The 17,761-nt window shown below is 65.8% G+C and carries 13 protein-coding genes; 4 read left to right on the top strand and 9 right to left on the bottom strand.

Translation table 11 applies throughout. The annotated features are described in order from the left end of the window. Window positions 1-5: 5 nt before the first annotated feature. Both secD and yajC read right to left on the bottom strand, forming a co-directional pair. Window positions 6-1,673, bottom strand: a complete 1,668-nt coding sequence (gene secD, locus ACFQXB_RS07710; RefSeq protein ID WP_377401632.1) for a protein translocase subunit SecD — start codon at window positions 1,671-1,673, stop codon at window positions 6-8. Between the two features lie 36 nt (window positions 1,674-1,709). Next, entirely contained in the window at window positions 1,710-2,036 is a 327-nt protein-coding gene (gene yajC, locus ACFQXB_RS07705) for a preprotein translocase subunit YajC (RefSeq protein WP_377401629.1), read from the bottom strand. A gap of 183 nt (window positions 2,037-2,219) precedes the next feature. On the opposite strand from yajC, the gene serS reads away from it, so the two are divergent. Together serS and ACFQXB_RS07695 are read left to right on the top strand one after the other, a co-directional pair. Further along, complete coding sequence (gene serS, locus ACFQXB_RS07700; protein WP_377401626.1) at window positions 2,220-3,509, top strand: serine--tRNA ligase; 1,290 nt, start codon at window positions 2,220-2,222, stop codon at window positions 3,507-3,509. Between the two features lie 425 nt (window positions 3,510-3,934). Continuing rightward, complete coding sequence (locus ACFQXB_RS07695) at window positions 3,935-4,687, top strand: hypothetical protein (RefSeq protein ID WP_377401623.1); 753 nt, start codon at window positions 3,935-3,937, stop codon at window positions 4,685-4,687. A gap of 253 nt (window positions 4,688-4,940) precedes the next feature. On the opposite strand, the gene ACFQXB_RS07690 is transcribed toward ACFQXB_RS07695, so the two are convergent. The 7 genes from ACFQXB_RS07690 to ACFQXB_RS07660 all read right to left on the bottom strand — a co-directional run bounded on the left by ACFQXB_RS07690 (window position 4,941) and on the right by ACFQXB_RS07660 (window position 15,451). Further along, on the bottom strand, window positions 4,941-6,107 hold the full coding sequence (locus tag ACFQXB_RS07690; RefSeq protein WP_377401620.1) for a M20 aminoacylase family protein: 1,167 nt from the start codon (window positions 6,105-6,107) through the stop codon (window positions 4,941-4,943). Between the two features lie 74 nt (window positions 6,108-6,181). Further along, window positions 6,182-7,516 carry an NAD(P)/FAD-dependent oxidoreductase gene (locus tag ACFQXB_RS07685; protein ID WP_377401617.1) on the bottom strand — a complete coding sequence of 445 codons (1,335 nt, stop codon included), beginning with the start codon at window positions 7,514-7,516 and terminating at the stop codon, window positions 6,182-6,184. Continuing rightward, window positions 7,513-8,676, bottom strand: a complete 1,164-nt coding sequence (argE, locus tag ACFQXB_RS07680; RefSeq protein ID WP_377401614.1) for an acetylornithine deacetylase — start codon at window positions 8,674-8,676, stop codon at window positions 7,513-7,515. The genes ACFQXB_RS07685 and argE overlap by 4 nt, the downstream gene beginning before the upstream one ends. Before the next feature lie 527 nt (window positions 8,677-9,203). Further along, window positions 9,204-10,868: a Na/Pi cotransporter family protein gene (locus ACFQXB_RS07675; protein ID WP_377401611.1), complete on the bottom strand. Its 1,665-nt coding sequence runs from the start codon at window positions 10,866-10,868 to the stop codon at window positions 9,204-9,206. 122 nt (window positions 10,869-10,990) lie between these two features. Further along, a complete protein-coding gene (locus tag ACFQXB_RS07670; protein ID WP_377401608.1) occupies window positions 10,991-12,274 on the bottom strand; it encodes a DUF3422 family protein in 1,284 nt (427 codons plus the stop codon). Window positions 12,275-12,432: 158 nt separating this feature from the next. Beyond that, complete coding sequence (locus ACFQXB_RS07665) at window positions 12,433-13,866, bottom strand: NAD(P)(+) transhydrogenase (Re/Si-specific) subunit beta (RefSeq protein ID WP_377401605.1); 1,434 nt, start codon at window positions 13,864-13,866, stop codon at window positions 12,433-12,435. A gap of 13 nt (window positions 13,867-13,879) precedes the next feature. Beyond that, on the bottom strand, window positions 13,880-15,451 hold the full coding sequence (locus ACFQXB_RS07660) for a Re/Si-specific NAD(P)(+) transhydrogenase subunit alpha (RefSeq protein ID WP_377401885.1): 1,572 nt from the start codon (window positions 15,449-15,451) through the stop codon (window positions 13,880-13,882). Window positions 15,452-15,669: 218 nt separating this feature from the next. Here ACFQXB_RS07660 and kynU point away from each other — a divergent pair, with 218 nt between their 5' ends. Together kynU and ACFQXB_RS07650 are read left to right on the top strand one after the other, a co-directional pair. Beyond that, a complete protein-coding gene (kynU, locus tag ACFQXB_RS07655; RefSeq protein WP_377401602.1) occupies window positions 15,670-16,866 on the top strand; it encodes a kynureninase in 1,197 nt (398 codons plus the stop codon). A gap of 118 nt (window positions 16,867-16,984) precedes the next feature. Then, complete coding sequence (locus tag ACFQXB_RS07650; protein WP_377401599.1) at window positions 16,985-17,608, top strand: L,D-transpeptidase; 624 nt, start codon at window positions 16,985-16,987, stop codon at window positions 17,606-17,608. Window positions 17,609-17,761 lie beyond the last annotated feature (153 nt).

Here is a 17,761-nt window from a genome sequence, read left to right as displayed (position 1 = left end):
TCCCCTTATACCGTGATCGCCTTGGGGCGACGGCGTTCATACCAGGTGACGATCATCAGGCGCGTCACGAAGATCGCTGTGAAAACCGAGGTCAGGATTCCCAGCCCCAGCGTCACCGCGAAACCGCGCACCGGACCCGAGCCGATGGCGAACAGGATCAGCGCGGTGATGAAGGTGGTGATGTTCGAATCGAGGATCGCCGACAGCGCCTTTTCATAGCCCAGCTCGATTGCCCGAGCCGGGCCGCGGGCGGTTTTCAGCTCCTCCCGGATGCGTTCGAAGATCAGCACCGTCGCATCGACGGCCATGCCGATGGTCAACACGATGCCCGCGATCCCCGGCAGGGTCAGCGTCGCGCCGATCAACGATAGAAGGCCGAACATCATGGCGATGTTGATCAGCAGTGCCACATTGGCGATCACGCCGAACCAGCCATAGGAGGCGATCATGAACACAAGCACGGCCGCCATCGCGACCATCGACGCCACCCGCCCGGCCTCGATGCTGTCCTGCCCGAGTTCAGGGCCGATGGTCCGCTCCTCGAGGAAGGTCATTTCCGCCGGAAGTGCCCCTGCCCTCAGCAGCACCGCAAGCTGGGTGCTTTCCTCGACCGAGAAGCGCCCGGTGATGATGCCTGAACCGCCAGCGATATGGCTCTGGATCACCGGCGCTGAAATCACCTCGTCATCCAGCACGATGGCAAAGGGCGATCCGATGTTCTGCGCGGTATAGTCACCGAACTTGCGCCCGCCCGATGGGTTGAAGCGGAAGTTCACCGCAGGCCGGCCGTTCTGATCGAAGGCGGGCTGTGCATCGACCAGTTCCTCGCCGGTGACGACGGGATTCTGTTCGACGATGTAATAAAGGCCGGGCGTATCAAGCGACGGCAGGATCAGGTTGCGGGGGCCGGGATCTGCGGCCGGATTGTCCGAGGTCCCGACGACCGGGTGGAAGGTGAGCCGCGCCGTGGTGCCGATCAGTTCCTTCAACTCGGCAGCCGAGCCGATGCCGGGCACCTGAATCAGGATCCGGTCCTCGCCCTGACGCTGGATCGTGGGTTCCCGCGTTCCCACCTCATCCACGCGGCGGCGGATGATCTCCAGCGACTGCTGGATTGTGCGGTCGTCGGTTGCCTGGCGCTCGGCCGAGGAAAGGCTGACGATGATGACATCGTCCAGGGCCCGCACCTCAAGGTCATTCGCGCCCATCCCTGTCAGCGTGACGACCGGACGGGCAAGACCGCGCACGACCTCCAGCGCCCGCGCCATCCCGGCCGGGTTGGAGATCTGGACATGCAGTTCGCCACGCGGAGATTCGACACGACGGACATTGCCAACCGCGGCGCGTTCGTTGCGCAGTGCGTCGCGCACGTCGGGCCAGAGACCATCGATGCGTCCCGCATAGACATCGGCAACCTGAACCTCGGCCAGAAGATGGGCGCCGCCCCGCAGATCAAGGCCGAGGTTGACCAGATTGGACGGCAGGAAGTCGGGCCAGAGTGCCAGCGCCGCCTCCTGCTCGGGTGTCGCCGTGCCGCCCTGGGCCGCAATCGCCGCGGCGGCGTCGTTATGCTGCTCGACCCGCGAGTAGAAGAGGTTCGGCATGGCCAGCAGCAGGCCGAGGGCACAGGCCCCCCAGATGAGAACCCTTTTCCAGGCAGGTATTTGCAGCATCGACAGGCGCCTCGCAGCGTTGGTTCAGTTAGGGGCTCAGGCGTTCGCGGCCGGTTCGGTCTTGTTCAGAACCTGCGCGACGGTGTGCCGTACGACGCGCACCCGCACACCATCGGCGATCTCGACTTCGAGCTCGCCATCTTCCTTGACCTTGGAGACCTTGCCGATCAGCCCGCCGGCAGTGACGATCTGATCGCCCCGACGCAGCGCTTCGACCATGGTGCGATGCTCTTTCAGTTTCTTCTGCTGCGGACGGATCAGCAGGAAATACATGATCGCGAAGATCAGGATCAGCGGGACGAAGCTGGTAAAGGCGCTGGCGGCGCCGCCGGCAGCCTGGGCATAGGCGGGTGTGACGAACATCTGGTCCTCTCGGTCTTGATGCGGGACAGGCCCGCCTTGCGAATGGCGCGCACCCTATCTATGGGGAATAACCTTGGCAAGCGAAGCCGGCCTTCGCCCGAGCCGCGTTTTCCCGGTTCAAATGCCCGCAACCATCGGGCATATGAAGGGCAAAGCGCTGTCAATCAATCAAAGGCTGGTCACATGCACGACATCCGCATCATTCGCGACACCCCCGCGGCCTTCGATGCCGCCCTTGCGCGCCGCGGGATCGAGCCGCTGTCGCCCGGGGTTCTGGCGCTGGATGAGGCGCGCCGCGCAATGATCCTTGCCGCCGAAACGGCGCGCGCGGAACAGAACGCCGCCTCGAAGGAGGTCGGCGCGGCCAAGGCCCGCGGAGACGAGGCCGAGTTCGAGCGGCTGCGCGCCCTTGTGGCAGACAAGAAGGCCGAGGTGGCGCGGCTTGAAGATGAGGCCAAGCGCAAGGACGCGGAACTGCGCGAGCTGTTGCTAACCCTGCCGAACCTTCCTTTGGCGGATGTGCCCGATGGCCGGGACGAGGCCGACAATGTGGAGCTGCGGCGCTGGGGCACACCCCCCGCCTTCGATTTCGCGCCGCGCGAGCATTTCGATCTGCCCTCCGTCAGAGGGGCGATGGATTTTGCCACGGCAGGCAAGCTGTCCGGCAGCCGCTTCGTGGTGCTGCGCGGCGCCGTGGCGCGGCTGCATCGCGCGCTGGCGCAGTTCATGCTGGATGTTCATACGACCGAGAACGGACTGACCGAAATGAACACCCCGGTTCTGGTCCGCGACGAGGCGATGTATGGCACGAACCAGTTGCCGAAATTCGCCGAGGACAGCTATCAGACCACCAATGGCTGGTGGCTGATCCCCACCTCGGAGGTGACGCTGACCAACACCGTCGCCAACGAGATCCTCGATGAGGCGTCCCTGCCGCTGCGCATGACAGCCCATACGCTCTGCTTCCGTTCGGAAGCCGGATCGGCCGGCAAGGACACTTCGGGGATGCTGCGCCAGCACCAGTTCGAGAAGGTGGAGATGGTCAGCATCACCACCCCGGATCAAAGCCTTGCCGAGCATGACCGGATGACCGCCTGCGCAGAGGATATCCTGCAACGGCTGGGCCTGCCCTACCGGACCGTCGTGCTTTGCACCGGCGACATGGGCTTTGGCGCCCAGAAAACCCATGACATCGAGGTCTGGCTGCCAGGGCAGAATTGCTACCGCGAGATCTCCTCGGTCTCGGTCTGCGGCGATTTCCAGGCGCGGCGGATGAATGCGCGCTATCGTCCCGCGGGGGGCAAGCCGGAATTCGTGCACACGCTGAACGGATCGGGGCTTGCCGTCGGGCGATGCCTGATCGCCGTGCTGGAGAATGGCCAGCGTGCCGATGGCTCGGTCCTGCTGCCGCAGGCGCTGCATGGCTATCTCGGCGGCAGGACGCAGATCACGGCAGAAGGTGTGCTGGAGTGAGATCCGGCGCAAGCCGATCGGTGGCGCGTGACCGAAGCGCCGCGCTGCTGCATGCCCGGAACGCCGGAAGCCGCTGCTGACCGGCCACCAGCACGTCGCGTCGCGCCTCTGGCAGCCTGGACGGACGAGGCAAAAGGCAGATCTCCCTGCAAGCTCCCGTTGCGCCCCGGCGTGACGAGGCGCGGAGCGATGCGGCCCGCCCTGACGCGTCAGTCCCGAGGGGCATGGGCAACGCCCGTTGCGTGGAGTCCCGGGGGCATGGGCAACGGACGTTGCGCGGCGTCCCGGGGGCAGGCTCTCCCGCCCGTCTTCGATGCTGCGCATCTCATCCCGTTGGGCCGGGCGCCGCTGCGCGGCGCGGGCACGCCCCTGCATGAGGAACGGGAACTGTTGCCGCCTTGCTGCGTAGATGAAGCATGAGACGCATGAAAGCCATTCTTGTTCTGGTCGCCGCGATCGCCTTTGTTGCCTCGCCGCTCTGGTCTCCGGGGTTCAACGGTTTTGATCCCAACCTGTTTCCGGTGCCGCAGGAGGACCCGCCCGTTCAGCCCGCCGGCTGGGCCTTCTCGATCTGGGGGCTGATCTACACGCTTCTGATCCTGCACGCGGGCTTCGGGCTGCTGCGGCGCGACGAGGATCCGGGCTGGGATGACATGCGCTGGCCGCTGTTCGTGAGCCTTGGCATCGGTGCCAGCTGGCTGGCGGTCGCTCAGACGGATCCCATCCTCGCGACGATCCAGATATGGGTGATGCTGATTGCTGCGCTTGCCGCGCTGTTCCTGTCGCCCGGGCGCCGCACCATGACCGATGCCGGCCCCGAGCCCGCACCCGCCACCAATCCCTGGCTCGGCCGTGTGCCGGTAGGGATCTATGCGGGCTGGCTTACGGCGGCGAGCTTTGTGTCGATCGGGCTGCTGCTGGGCGGCTGGGGAATGACAGGGCTGACAGGGGCCGCGCTTGTAGTACTGCCGGTGCTTGTCGCCTTCGCGGTGATCTTCCAGCTATGGCTCGACCGGGCACCGGAATACGGGCTGACGGTGATCTGGGCCATGCTCGGCATTCTCGCCGCAAACTGGGGCACGGGTTGGCCTGTTCCGGCGCTGGTCCTTGCCGGTATGGCGACCGTGGGCCTGGCGGTCGCGCGCGTCTGGCATCGACAGAGCCGGCGGCGCAACTAGCAGAAACTGCGGAGCCGGAAGCCCCTGCACATCCGACAGATGGGGGATGCTTGAGGCACGCGCCGGGGTGCTTGGGGCCTTGCTGCCACCCTGCCCTTGCCGGCGCGCCGGCCTTCGCCTGCCCCGGCCGGGACCGACGCAGGGCCGTGCGATCGCGGGCGACGATCCCGGATCGGCGATACCGGCACGGGGCACGGGCACGCGAGCCCTGGCGCCCCCCGAGCCCATGCCGATGATCCCGGCCGCGCCTCGCTCAGGCGACGGGCATCCGCTCTTCGATGATCCCTGCCCACCAGCTGCATCCTGCCGGGATCGCATTGTCGTCGAAGTTGTATTCCGGGTGATGCACGCCTGCGGTGTCGCCGTTGCCGATCAGGATGTAGGCCCCCGGCCGCACGTCGAGCATATAGGCGAAATCCTCGCCACCCATGATCGGGGGCGTGTCGGTGACGACGGTGCCGGAGACCTTGCGCGCCACATCGGCTGCAAAGGCCGTCTGCTGGTCCGAATTCACCATCACCGGATAGCCGCGGTTATAGGCGACCTGTGCCGTCCCCCCGAAGGCCGCGGCAATCTGGGCGGAGATGGCCTTGATCCGCTCTTCGGCCATGGCGCGAACTGCCGCGGCATGGCTTCGCACCGTTCCCCTGAGCTGGACGTTTTGGGGAATGACGTTGAAGGCCTCTGTTTCGGTGCGGAAGCTGGTGACCGATACCACCACCGCCTCGAGCGGGTCGGTATTGCGTGATGCGATCGTCTGAAGGGCGAGCACCAGTTGCGCCGCAAGAACGGTCGTATCCACGGTTTCATGCGGCTTGGCGGCGTGACCTCCCCGCCCCTGAAGATCGATGGTAAACTGATCGGTGGCGGCGAAGAAGGCGCCCGGGCGTATCGCGAAGGTGCCGACGGGAATGCCGGGCATATTGTGCATGCCGTAGACTTCCTGGATGTTCCACCGCTCCATCATCCCGTCCTCGACCATGGCGCGCCCGCCTGCGCCACCCTCCTCGGCGGGCTGGAAGATCACCACGGCCGTGCCGTCGAAATTGCGTGTCTCGGCGAGGTATTGCGCGGCACCGAGCAACATGGCCGTATGCCCGTCATGGCCGCAGGCATGCATCTTGCCCGGCATGGTCGAGACATAGGGCAGACCGGTCGCCTCATAGATCGGCAGCGCGTCCATGTCGGCGCGCAGACCGATGACGCGGCCGCGCGTGTCGGTGCGGCCGCGGATAACCCCGACCACGCCGGTGCGGCCGATGCCGGTCGCCACTTCGTCACAACCGAAGGCCCGCAGCTTGTCGGCAACGATGCCGGCAGTGCGGTGGCAGTCATAAAGAAGCTCGGGGTGGGCGTGAAAGTCGCGGCGCCATTCGGTGATCTCGGGCAGAAGTTCGGCGAAACGGTTCTTGATCGGCATGAATGGCCCCCGGCCTGTCTGAGTATCTGAAAATGATGGCGCAGCGTGGCGCAAAGCGGCACTGGCGGCAAGGATCAGAGCGACGGGCCCGGCCGGATCGCCGAGCCATCGCTGAAGCGGCCCAGCCGGAAGCGCGCAAGATCATGGCCAACGGGATTGCCCAGCACCAGATCCGCCACCACCCGACCGATCCCGGGGCCGATGCCGAAGCCGTGGCCGCTGAGCCCCGTTGCGATCACCAGCCCCGGCAGCGCCGCCACATGGTCGATCACCGGCACCGCGTCGGGCATGGTGTCAATCATGCCCGCCCAGACGGTGCGCAGGTCCGGCGCGCCCAGCGCCGGGAAGGCCTCGGCAAAGGCCGCCTGCACGCCCCGCAGCGCGCGCATGTTCGGCTGCGGGTTCAGGATCCGGCAGCGTTCGAACGGGCTTTCGCCGCTGCCCCAGCGGCGCGGCGTGCGCCAGGCATCCGGATAGCCTGCCGGCGCGGCAAGCCGGAAACGGGTTCCCAGCGGATCCTGACGCAGCTGCGGCAGATAGCTCAGGCCGTGGCGCAGCGCGTCGGGGCCGATGAAGAAATCATGGGTTGATCCCGGCGCGAGCGTATAGCCACCATCGGCCCGGCGACGGAAGGCAAAGCGGCGGTCGGCGGCGTTTCCGGCAAAGACTTCGGGCATCGGGCCGGTTGCCGCGACCGAGGACAGGACCGAAAGCTGCGGCAGCGCAATACCCTGATTGCGCGCGAAAAGCCCTGACCACGCCCCGCCCGCGAGCACCACCGCATCGCAGCCGATCCGCCCCTGTTCGGTGACGACACCTGCCACACGGCCCGCGACGACGTCGAGGGCGCGGACCGCGCAGCCCTCAACGATCTGTGCCCCCTCTCGCGCCAGCGCCCGCGCCAGGGCAGGAACGGCGACCCAGGGTTCGGCCCGCGCGTCCGAGGCGGTCCAGAGCGCCCCCTGCCACTTGCCGCCGCGCACCCGTTCACCAAGCTCGGCGCGGGTCAGCAAGCGCGTATCAAGCCCATGTTCGCGCGCATGGGGCAGCCATGCCTCATAGCGTGCCAGATCGGCTGCATCGCGGGCCAGGTACAGCACCCCCTCCTGCCGGAAACCGAGATCCGCCCCCGCCTCGGCCTCGAGCCCCTGCCAGATGCGGTTCGCCTCGATCATGATCGGCAATTCTGCCGGATCGCGGCCTTGCTGGCGAATCCAGCCCCAGTTACGGCTGGACTGTTCGGCGGCGATCCGGCCCTTTTCGCACAGAACGACGCGCTGCCCCTGCCGCACAAGGAACCAGGCAGTCATGACGCCAGCGATGCCGCCGCCGATTACCACGACGTCGGCGCGGTCGGGAAGCCCGGCTTTATGCTCGATGGGCCGTTCAAGGGTAAAGGGGAAGGTCATTGCGATAGCTCCTGAACAAGACGTTCCATGAAGGCCCAACCGGCCTCGAATTGCGCAACGGTGATGTATTCGTCAGGCTGATGCGCCTGGGCGATATCGCCGGGGCCACAGACAATGGCCGAATACCCCTCGGCCTGAAACTGGCCGGCTTCGGTGCCGTAGCTCACCACATGGGTGGCGTTGTCGCCCGTCAGCTTGCGCACCAGCCGCTCGGCGGCCCCCTCGGGTTCGGGCACGAGGGGCGGCAGGAGAAAGCGCCGGGTGATCTCGATCCCTGCCTCGGGCCGGATCTCCTTCATCTCGGCCTCAAGGGCTGCGGCGCGTTCATGCAGCGCCGCGCTCCAGTGCTCGACGGTTTCACCGGGCACACAGCGGAAATCGATGCCAAAGCGGCACTCGCGCGCAGTGATGTTCGCCGCCGTGCCGCCCGAAATCGTGCCCACATGGATCGTCGTGAAGGGCGGATCGAACAGTGCGGCCATCGCTGCGGGGGTTCGCGCCCTGTTGGCGGCATTCTGCTGGTTCGCCCAGTCGATCAGTCTGGCGCCCTCCATGATCGCGCTGACACCCCGGTGCAGGATCGAGGAATGCACCTCGTATCCGCGCATGTGGATGTCAAAGGCTATCCCGCCCTTGTGGCCATTGACGGCCTTCATCATGCTGGGTTCGCCCACCACAACGGCTGCGGCGCGCGGCAAAAGGGACGCCATGTGCGCGATCATGGGGGGCGCCCCCAGACAGCCCAGCTCCTCGTCATAGGACAGGGCGATCTGCAGTGGACGCCGCAGATTTGCCTGCAACGCCAGGGGCACCGCTGCCAAGGCCAGCGCCACGAACCCCTTCATGTCGCAGGTGCCGCGGCCGTAAAGCCGGCCTTCACGTTCCATCAGGCACCAGGGATCGCTGCTCCAGGCCTGGCCATCCACGGGCACGACGTCGCTGTGGCCCGACAGGATCACGCCGCCCTCCTCCTCGGGTCCGATATGGGCAAAGAGACTGGCCTTGTTCCCGCAGGGGCTGGGCACCCGATGCGCAGACACCCCGAGGTCAGCCAGATAGCGTTCGACCCAATCCACCAGTTCGAGATTGCTGTCGCGGCTGACCGTCGGAAAGGACACAAGCCGCGCAAGGATGTCGCGGGCGCTCAGGGCATCGGGCATGGAAACTCCGGCGGTGCATGGTGCTGGCAGCGTGATCGTTGCGATGCCGCAGGTCAAGATGGGCCGATCAGGAGCCGGACGCGTGGCGACATGGCCAACCGGATTTGAGTGCAATTGATGCATGTGCCGCAGGGCCTGCCATTTTCGAGCCATCACCGATCCGGCAGAACGGAGCGTCCGAGGACAAGGGGCGGAGCCGCAGCCGCAGGACGATCATGGGGTCGGGCGCCCCGCTTGGGGCGGGTTCGCACGTCTCGGACATCTCTCGCCGGGGAGGCCTGGGCCAACCTGCCGGAAGACAGTATCCATGACGCTTTGACCGCGATCATCATCGGATCCAGTTCGGGCATCGGCCTTGGGGGTGAAGAACTGGCCCGTGCCGGGGCAGATATCCTCCTCAGCTCCTTCACCGACCGTACCGGGCGCGACCCTACTGCACGCCAGCGATCCCATGTGCATGACCGTGAAGGCAGTTGCGGCTGCTGACAGCTGCCTGACCTGAACTGCTTGCGTCAACGCGAAGAAAGCTAGCGCGCTGAGGATGACAAGCGACTTGCCAGAAGATCGCCCGTTTCCGCCAGGATCGGATAGGCGACCATCGTGAACGAGGTATTGGTCAGCTTGAGCGCGCGCAGCGTTTCCTGATGGATGTTCGATGTCTCGATGCTTTCGTGGCGGCCCTCGCGCAGCCGTTCCAGATGCGATCTCTGCAGGGCTTGCTCGACCTCGCGCACCCGCTCCTTTTCCTCGACAAGAGCCCGGGCGGCATCGGGGTTCAGCGTCATCAGCACGCTGAGCGCCGCCTGCGCATTTGACAGCACCCGATCGTGGAAATCCTCGAGTTCCTGCCGGCCAGCTTCGGAAAACGCGAGGTTTTCAGTCGCGAGCCGCTGCGCAAGGCCCAGCATCACCCGCGAAACGGCGTCTCCCGCCGCCTCGAGATGCGCGGCCATGTCGGCCAGATGCAGCGCGCGTTGCGCGATCTCTTCATCGCGCGCGTCCCGCGTCAGCCGCGCGAGGTAGAGCTTGGTCTGGAAATGCATCCGGTCCACCGCCTGCTCTTTCTCGCGGATGGCGGCGGCGATGCCGTCATCCCACTGGCGGTAAAGCCGGTGAACGTGGCGCAGCATCACCTCCACCTCCTCGCCCATGTGCAGGATCTCGCGCGCGGCACAGGCAAGGGCCTGTTCGGGCCGGGCAAGTGCAGCCGGATCAAGGGCGGACTGCCGTTCCAGCGTCACCGGCGCTTCGGGTTCGCGCAGCAGATGCCCCAGCGCTGCCAGAAGCGGGCCCCTCAGCGGCAGACCGATCGCCGCGACCGCAAGATTGAAGGCAAGGTGCAGATTGACCAGCTGTCGCGCCGGGGCAGCGCCAAGCTGCTCCAGCAACGGCAGGATCAGCCCAAGCCCCGCCAGCGCCAGAACCGCACCGCCGCCCCGCAACAGAAGGTTGCCCAGGATGACACGCCGCGCCTCGGTCGCCGCGCCGACAGTCAGCATCCAGGCAATGACGCTGCCGCCCAGGTTGGCGCCCAGAACCATCGCCGCCGCCACCGTCACCGGCATCAGCCCCTGCGCCGCAAACGTGACGCAAAGCAGCACCGCCGCTACACTGGAATGCACCGCCCAGGCAAAGACCGCCCCGATCAGGAAGGCCGTCACCACATCGCCACCCAGATAGCGCATCGCTGTCATCAGCCCGGCGCTGTCGCGCAACGGCTCGGTCGCGTCGCGGATCATGGCAAGCGAGACGAAGATCAGCGCGATGCCGATCAGGATCCGCCCACCCTGCCGGGTCATCTTGGCCCGCCCGCGCAGGAACAGGGACACCCCGCCCAGCAGCAGCAGCGGCACCAGCCAGTCGGAGCGCAGCATCAGGATCTGCACCACCAAGGCCGAACCGACATCCGCGCCCAGGAGGATCGCCAGCGCAACCGGGGCTGCAAGCGTGCCGGCCGCAGTGAAGTTCGCGGCCAGCATTGCCACCGCGGTAGAGCTTTGCAGAAGCAGCGCCACCACCACCCCCGACCCGGCCGCAATGATCGGGCGCCGCGCGCTGTGGCGCAGCCAACGGCGCAACTGCACCGCAAAGGCACGCTCGACCCCCGTGCGCACCAGACGCACCGCCCAGATCAGCAAGGCTGCCGCGCCGGCCACATGCAGCAGAAAAGGCACGAGTGAGGGGCTTTCCAAGATCGTTCCATCCTGATGGCGCCGAATAGGCGCAGCGGTGATGTCCAGAATGGCGCGACTTGCCCTGCATGACAACAAGTCCTTGCGCGTTTTTGTTCGTTTTGACGCCTTTTCTCAGCAGTTCAGCCGATGTGGCGCTTGATCCGCCGGATCATCATCCAGACCGCAAGGACCACCACCGGCGTCAGCGCCGCCGTCATGGCCCCCTTGCTCAGCCCCAACGGTTCGGCAAGGGGATAGGCCATATAGGCGGCAAGACTGACGGCGTAGTAGCTGATCGCGACAACCGACAGCCCCTCTACCGTGTGTTGAAGCCGCAGTTGCAGATCCGCTCGCCGATCCATGCTTTCCAGCAACCGCTGGTTCTGGGCCGAACGCTCCACATCGACACGGGTGCGCAGAAGCTCGGCCGCCCGGACCGACCGTTCCGCCATCAGGTTCAGCCGCCGCTCGGCGGATTTGGTGGTGCGCATCGCCGGATCAAACCTGCGCATCATGAATTCCCCGAAGGTTTGCCGGCCCTTGTAGCGTTCCTCGCGCAGCACCTCGATGCGCTGATTGACGATGGCCTCATAGGCGCCCGTCGCACCAAAGCGGAAGGACGAGCGCACGAGCAGATTCTCCAGCTCGGACGAGATCGCCAGAAGCTTGTGCAGCGTCTCCTCCGGGCTGCGGTCCGCACTGGTCATGTCGCCCACCAGCGCCGACAGCTGCATGTCGAGCGTGCCCATCCGCGGCGCAAGCTTGCGCGCCCGCGCCAGCCCAAGCATCGACATCGACTTGTAGGTCTCGATCTCGCACAGCCGCTGGATGATGCGGCCGATCCGACGCGCGCCTGTTTCGGGCCTCACGAAGGCCACGATGCGGGTATGCCCGGCGGGGTCGATGCGGAAATCACAGGCGATGATCGCATCGCCATCCAGCACCCGCGAACAGGCGAGGCTTTCGGGCACGAACCATTGCGCAAGCTTGTCCTCGATCTCCCGTTCATCCTGGGGCATGAACTCGACCCGCAAGAGCACCGAGGTGATGCGGTTGCCCGGTGCGCTGGCAAGCCAGTTCTCGGGAAAGACATCGAACAGCGCCGGATCAAAGGCGCGGTCGGTCAGGCCGCTGCAGAGGGCCGTGTAGGTCACGAACTCGGTGTGGCTTTCCCATTTCAGCCGGTGCTGCCCCAGATCGCCGAAGAAATGCGTGGCATCCGGGGGCGGATGCGCGGCGCCGTTCCGGTCGAGCAGCGCCAGCAGATGGCGGCGATCCGCGTCACGGTCGCGCCCGGCCGCATCGATCGGCTGCTTCACCGCGAGGAAGATCGCATGGCAGGGCGCGTCAAATGCCGGGAACGGCCGCGCGTGCAGTTCGTTCGCAAGGGCATAGCGGAGCGGATGGTCGTCGATGGGCGGCATCAGAAGCTTCTTTCAGAACCTGTCCGAGACTAACGCGGAACATCAGCAAGTAAACAGGAAAACCGTTTGAAATCGGAAGGTTGCCGGAACAAAATGGTATGCGAAACGCAGATGCCCCGCCACGGGGCGGGGCATCCGGATCAAGGTCTTGGCGGGCGTCAGTCGATCATGGGCAGAAGCGCATCGATCGATTTCTTCGCATCGCCATAGAACATCCGCGTGTTTTCCTTGTAGAACAGCGGGTTCTCGATCCCGGAATAGCCGGTGCCCTGCCCGCGTTTGGACACGAACACCTGCTTGGCCTTCCAGACCTCCAGCACCGGCATGCCGGCGATGGGGCTGTTCGGATCCTCCTGCGCGGCCGGGTTCACGATGTCGTTCGAGCCGATGACGATCACCACGTCCGTTTCCGGGAAATCCTCGTTGATCTCATCCATCTCGAGCACGATATCGTAGGGCACCTTGGCCTCGGCCAGAAGCACGTTCATGTGCCCCGGCAGACGGCCTGCGACGGGGTGGATCGCAAAGCGCACGTTCTTGCCCTTGGCGCGCAGCTTGCGGGTCAGTTCCGACACCGATTGCTGCGCCTGCGCCACGGCCATGCCATAGCCCGGCACGATCACCACGCTGTCGGCATCGTTCAGCGCCGCTGCCACGCTTTCCGCGTCGATGGCGATCTGCTCGCCCTCGATCGCCGCAGCCGGGCCGGTGGTGCCGCCAAAGCCGCCCAGGATCACGCTGACAAAGCTGCGGTTCATCGCCTTGCACATGATGTAGGACAGGATCGCACCGGAAGAACCGACCAGCGCACCCACAACGATCAGCAGGTCGTTCGACAGCGAAAATCCGATCGCCGCCGCCGCCCAGCCCGAATAGCTGTTCAGCATCGACACCACGACCGGCATGTCGGCGCCGCCGATACCCATGATCAGGTGATAGCCGATGAAGAGCGCGGCCAGCGTCATCACGAACAGCGCGAAGCCCGAGCCGGTCTGAAGATAGACGATCAGCAAGACGAACGACAGCAGCGCCGCACCTGCGTTCAGCATGTGCCCGCCCGGAAGCTTCGTCGCCTTGGTATCAACCTTGCCGGCCAGCTTGCCGAAGGCCACGACCGAGCCGGTGAAGGTGACCGCGCCGATGAAGACGCCGAGGAAGGTTTCGACCCGAAGGATCGAATGCTCCACCGGGCTCTTGTAGGCCAGAACCGCCGCGAAACCGTGCAGCGTATCGCGCAGCACGATATCCATGCCCAGCACCCGGGCAAGCTCGATATGCGTGTTGAAGCCGATGAAGACCGCCGCCAGACCGACGAGCGAGTGCATGGCCGCCACAAGTTGCGGCATTTCGGTCATCTGCACGCGTTTGGCGATGGTCCAGCCGATCGCGCCGCCCCCGGCGATCAGGATCAGCGACAGAAGCCAGAGTCCCGAGCCCGGCCCGAACAGCGTGGCAATGACCGCCAGCGCCATACCGGCAATCCCGTACCAGACGGCGCGCTTGGCGCTTTCCTGCCCTGAAAGCCCGCCCAGCGAGAGGATGAACAGGATGGCCGCAACGACATAGGCGGCCGTGGTAAATCCGAAGTCCATTACCCTGTTTCCCTTACGATTTCTGGAACATGGCGAGCATGCGCCGCGTGACGAGGAAGCCGCCGAAGATGTTGATCCCGGCCATGAAAACCGACAGCGCCGCCAGCAGGATCACCAGGAACGAACCCGAGCCGATCTGCATCAGCGCGCCAAGAATGATGATCGACGAAATCGCGTTCGTCACCGACATCAGCGGCGTGTGCAGGCTGTGCGAGACGTTCCAGATCACCTGGAAGCCGACAAAGACCGCCAGCACGAAGACGATGAAGTGCTGCATGAAGCTGGCCGGCGCCACAAGGCCCAGGCCCAGCAGCAACACGCCGCCTACCCCCAGCAGGGTGACCTGGTTCATCGTCTGCTTGCGGAAGGCAGCGACTTCGGCTGCGCGGCGCTCCTCCGGTGTCAGTTCCTTCGGCTTTTCCTTGGGCTTGGCAGCGGCGATGGCGGCCACCTTCGGCGGCGGCGGCGGGAAGGTGATCGCGTTTTCATGCGTCACGGTCGCGCCGCGGATCACGTCATCTTCCATGTTGTGAAGAATCACGCCGTCCTTGGCCGGGGTCAGATCCGTCAGCATGTGGCGGATGTTTGTGGCGTAAAGCGTCGAGGACTGCGCTGCCATTCGGCTCGGAAAATCGGTATAGCCGACAATGGTTACCCCGTTCTCGGTGACAACCTTCTGATCCGGCACCGTCAGATCGCAGTTGCCGCCACGTTCGGCCGCAAGATCCACCACGACCGAGCCCGGCTTCATGGCTTTCACCATATCCTCAAGCCAGAGCTTCGGCGCATCGCGGCCGGGGATCAGCGCCGTGGTGATGACGATGTCCATGTCGGGCGCAAGCTCGCGGAACTTTTCCAGCTGCTTTTCGCGAAACTCGGGGCTGGAGGGGGCCGCATAGCCGCCCGTTGCCGCGCCGTCCTGCGTATCCTCGAAATCAAGGAACACGAACTGCGCGCCCATCGATTCGATCTGCTCGGCCACTTCGGGCCGCACATCGAAAGCATAGGTAATCGCGCCAAGGCTGGTGGCGGTGCCGATCGCGGCAAGGCCCGCGACGCCCGCACCCACGACCAGCACCTTGGCCGGCGGCACCTTGCCGGCAGCCGTGACCTGACCCGTGAAGAAGCGGCCGAAGTTGTTCCCGGCCTCGATCACCGCGCGGTACCCGGCGATATTCGCCATCGACGACAGCGCGTCCATCTTCTGGGCGCGGCTGATGCGCGGCACCATGTCCATGGCGATGACCGTCGCGCTCTTGTCCTTGGCTCGTTCCAGCAGCGCGCTGTTCTGCGCGGGATAGAAGAAGGAAATCAGCGTCTGGCCCGGGCGAAGCATGTCCACCTCGGCCTCGACCGGCGGGCGTACCTTCACCACCACATCTGCCGCGCCAAAAAGCGTGGCCGGGCCATCGACGACAGTCACGCCCGCTGCGGCATAGGCCTCGTCCGAAAAGCCGGCAAGCTTGCCCGCGCCCGCTTCGACAAGACATTCATGCCCCAGCTTCTGAAGCTGAAGCGCGCTTTCCGGCGTCATGGCCACGCGGGCCTCGCCCTCGAACAGTTCCCTCGGTGCCCCGATCTTCACGCCCGTCATCCCCCTTGTCCCTGGTGGCCCGGCAGCACCGGGCCGGCCTAACCGCCCTCATAGCACTAGAGCCCGAATTTTCACAAGTCGGTGACATCACGCACCACCCGCACCAGCGACGTTTCGGCGCAGCCCGGTCTTTCATGCAACGCCCGTGAGACAGCTGCAGCTTGACCCCTCGGGCCGGCCCGTGCAAAGCCATGACGGGAGGAGCCGCCATGACCGACCTTTTCAAAGCCACGAAGGCGATGTTTCACCTGCCCCAGGGCATGATCTATCTCGACGGCAACTCGCTTGGACCCCTGCCACGGGCGGCGTCGGAACGCGTCGCCCGGATGATGCAGGACGAATGGGGCGAAATGCTGATCACCGCCTGGAACCGGGCCGGCTGGATGGATCAGCCCGCCCGGCTTGGCGACCGGATCGGCCGGCTGATCGGTGCGCCCGCCGGAACCGTGGTCCTGGGCGATACGCTGTCGATCAAGGTCTTTCAGGCGCTGGCCGCTGCGCTGTCGTTGCGTTCCGATCGGCGCGTGATCCTCTCGGACAGCGGCAACTTCCCCTCGGATCTTTACATGGCCGAAGGACTGGCCGGACTGCTTGGACAGGATCACGTGCTGAAGATCGCCCCCCCCGAGGATCTGGGCGCGGCCATTGACGAAGATGTGGCCGTCCTGCTGGTGACCGAGGTCGATTACCGCACGGGGCGGCGCCATGATCTGGATGAGCTGACGCGCCGCGCCCATGCCGCCGGCGCGCTGGTGATCTGGGATCTCGCCCATTCGGCGGGGGCGCTGCCGGTGGATGTCACCGCGGGGGGCGCCGATTTCGCCGCGGGCTGCACCTACAAATACCTCAACGCAGGCCCGGGAGGCCCAGCCTTCATCTATGTTGCGCCTGCGCTTGCCGACAGGGTCCGCCCGGCTCTGTCGGGCTGGCTGGGTCATGAGGCGCCCTTTGCCTTCGACCGCGACTATCGCCCCGGTCGCGGGATCGAGCGGATGCGCGTCGGCACCCCGCCCGTTATCCAGCTTGCTGCGCTCGAGGCCGCGCTGGATGTCTGGGACGGGGTGGACATGCTGGCGCTGCGGGCGCGCTCGCTTGCCCTGACCGATCAGTTCATCGCGGGGGTCGAGGCTTCCTGTCCCGAACTCGTGCTTGCCACACCGCGCGATCATGCGCGGCGCGGCAGCCAGGTCAGTTTTCGCCACGCGGAGGGGTTCGCGATCATGCAGGCGCTGATCGCAGAAGGCGTCATCGGCGATTTCCGTGCCCCCGATGTGCTGCGCTTCGGCTTCACGCCGCTTTACATCGATGCGGCCGATGTGCAGGGGGCCATCGACATCCTTGCGCGGGTGATGCGCGACCGGCTGTGGGATCGGCCCGAGTATCGCCAGCGCGGCAAGGTCACCTGAGCGATCGGGCGGACCTTTGCCCTGGGTCCCGCGTTATGAACGAGCGCCGCCGATCCCTGTCGGGGACAGGCCTGCGTCCTATCTGACATCCTGTCGTGACAAGAAAGAGATATGACAAATGGAGATCAGCCGCCGACGGTTCTGCCTTGCGTCCCTCACGCTGCCGCTTGCGGGGTGTCTGCAGCCGCCCCCGCCCCCGCCGGAACTCGCACCGCTTTCCTATGCGGCGCGGCGTGACGGGGGGCATGTTGTGCCGGCCGTCCCGATCGAACAGATCCCGCAGGATTTCCACCGCCAGATCGTGCCGCTCGCCTCGGAATTCGAGCCCGGCACGCTGATCGTGGATACCGGATCGCGTCACATCTATCTGTTGCTCGAGGATGATTACGCCCTGCGCTACGGAATCGGCGTAGGACGCGAGGGGTTCGGCTGGACCGGCGCCTCGCAGGTCTTTGCCCGACGGTCCTGGCCCACCTGGACACCGCCGCCCGAGATGATCAAGCGTCAGCCGGAACTGGCACGCTGGGCCGAAGGCCAGCCGGGCGGGCCACGCAATCCGCTGGGCGCGCGGGCGATCTACCTCGCGGTCGACGGGCGCGATACCGGCTATCGCATCCACGGGACACCCGAATGGCAATCGATCGGGCAGGCGGCGTCATCCGGCTGTTTCCGGATGATCAATCACGATGTGATCGACCTGTTCGACCGGGTCCGTGCCGGCACGAGCGTCATCGTCGTCTGATCGGCGGAATGGGCACCGACCGGATGGTTGCGGAACACGGCTCCGAGCCAGCCTGTCCATCCGCCTCCGCGAACGTCGGGAGGCGTTCTGCCAATGTCAACGGGATCCGCAGCGCACAGCGAGGGCAGAAGCGCCAGATCGGGTGAATTATGG

This window comes from Halodurantibacterium daqingense (assembly GCF_042666235.1).
GTDB classification, from domain to species: Bacteria; Pseudomonadota; Alphaproteobacteria; order Rhodobacterales; family Rhodobacteraceae; genus Halodurantibacterium; species Halodurantibacterium daqingensis.
This window is presented reverse-complemented; position numbering and strand designations above follow the sequence as displayed.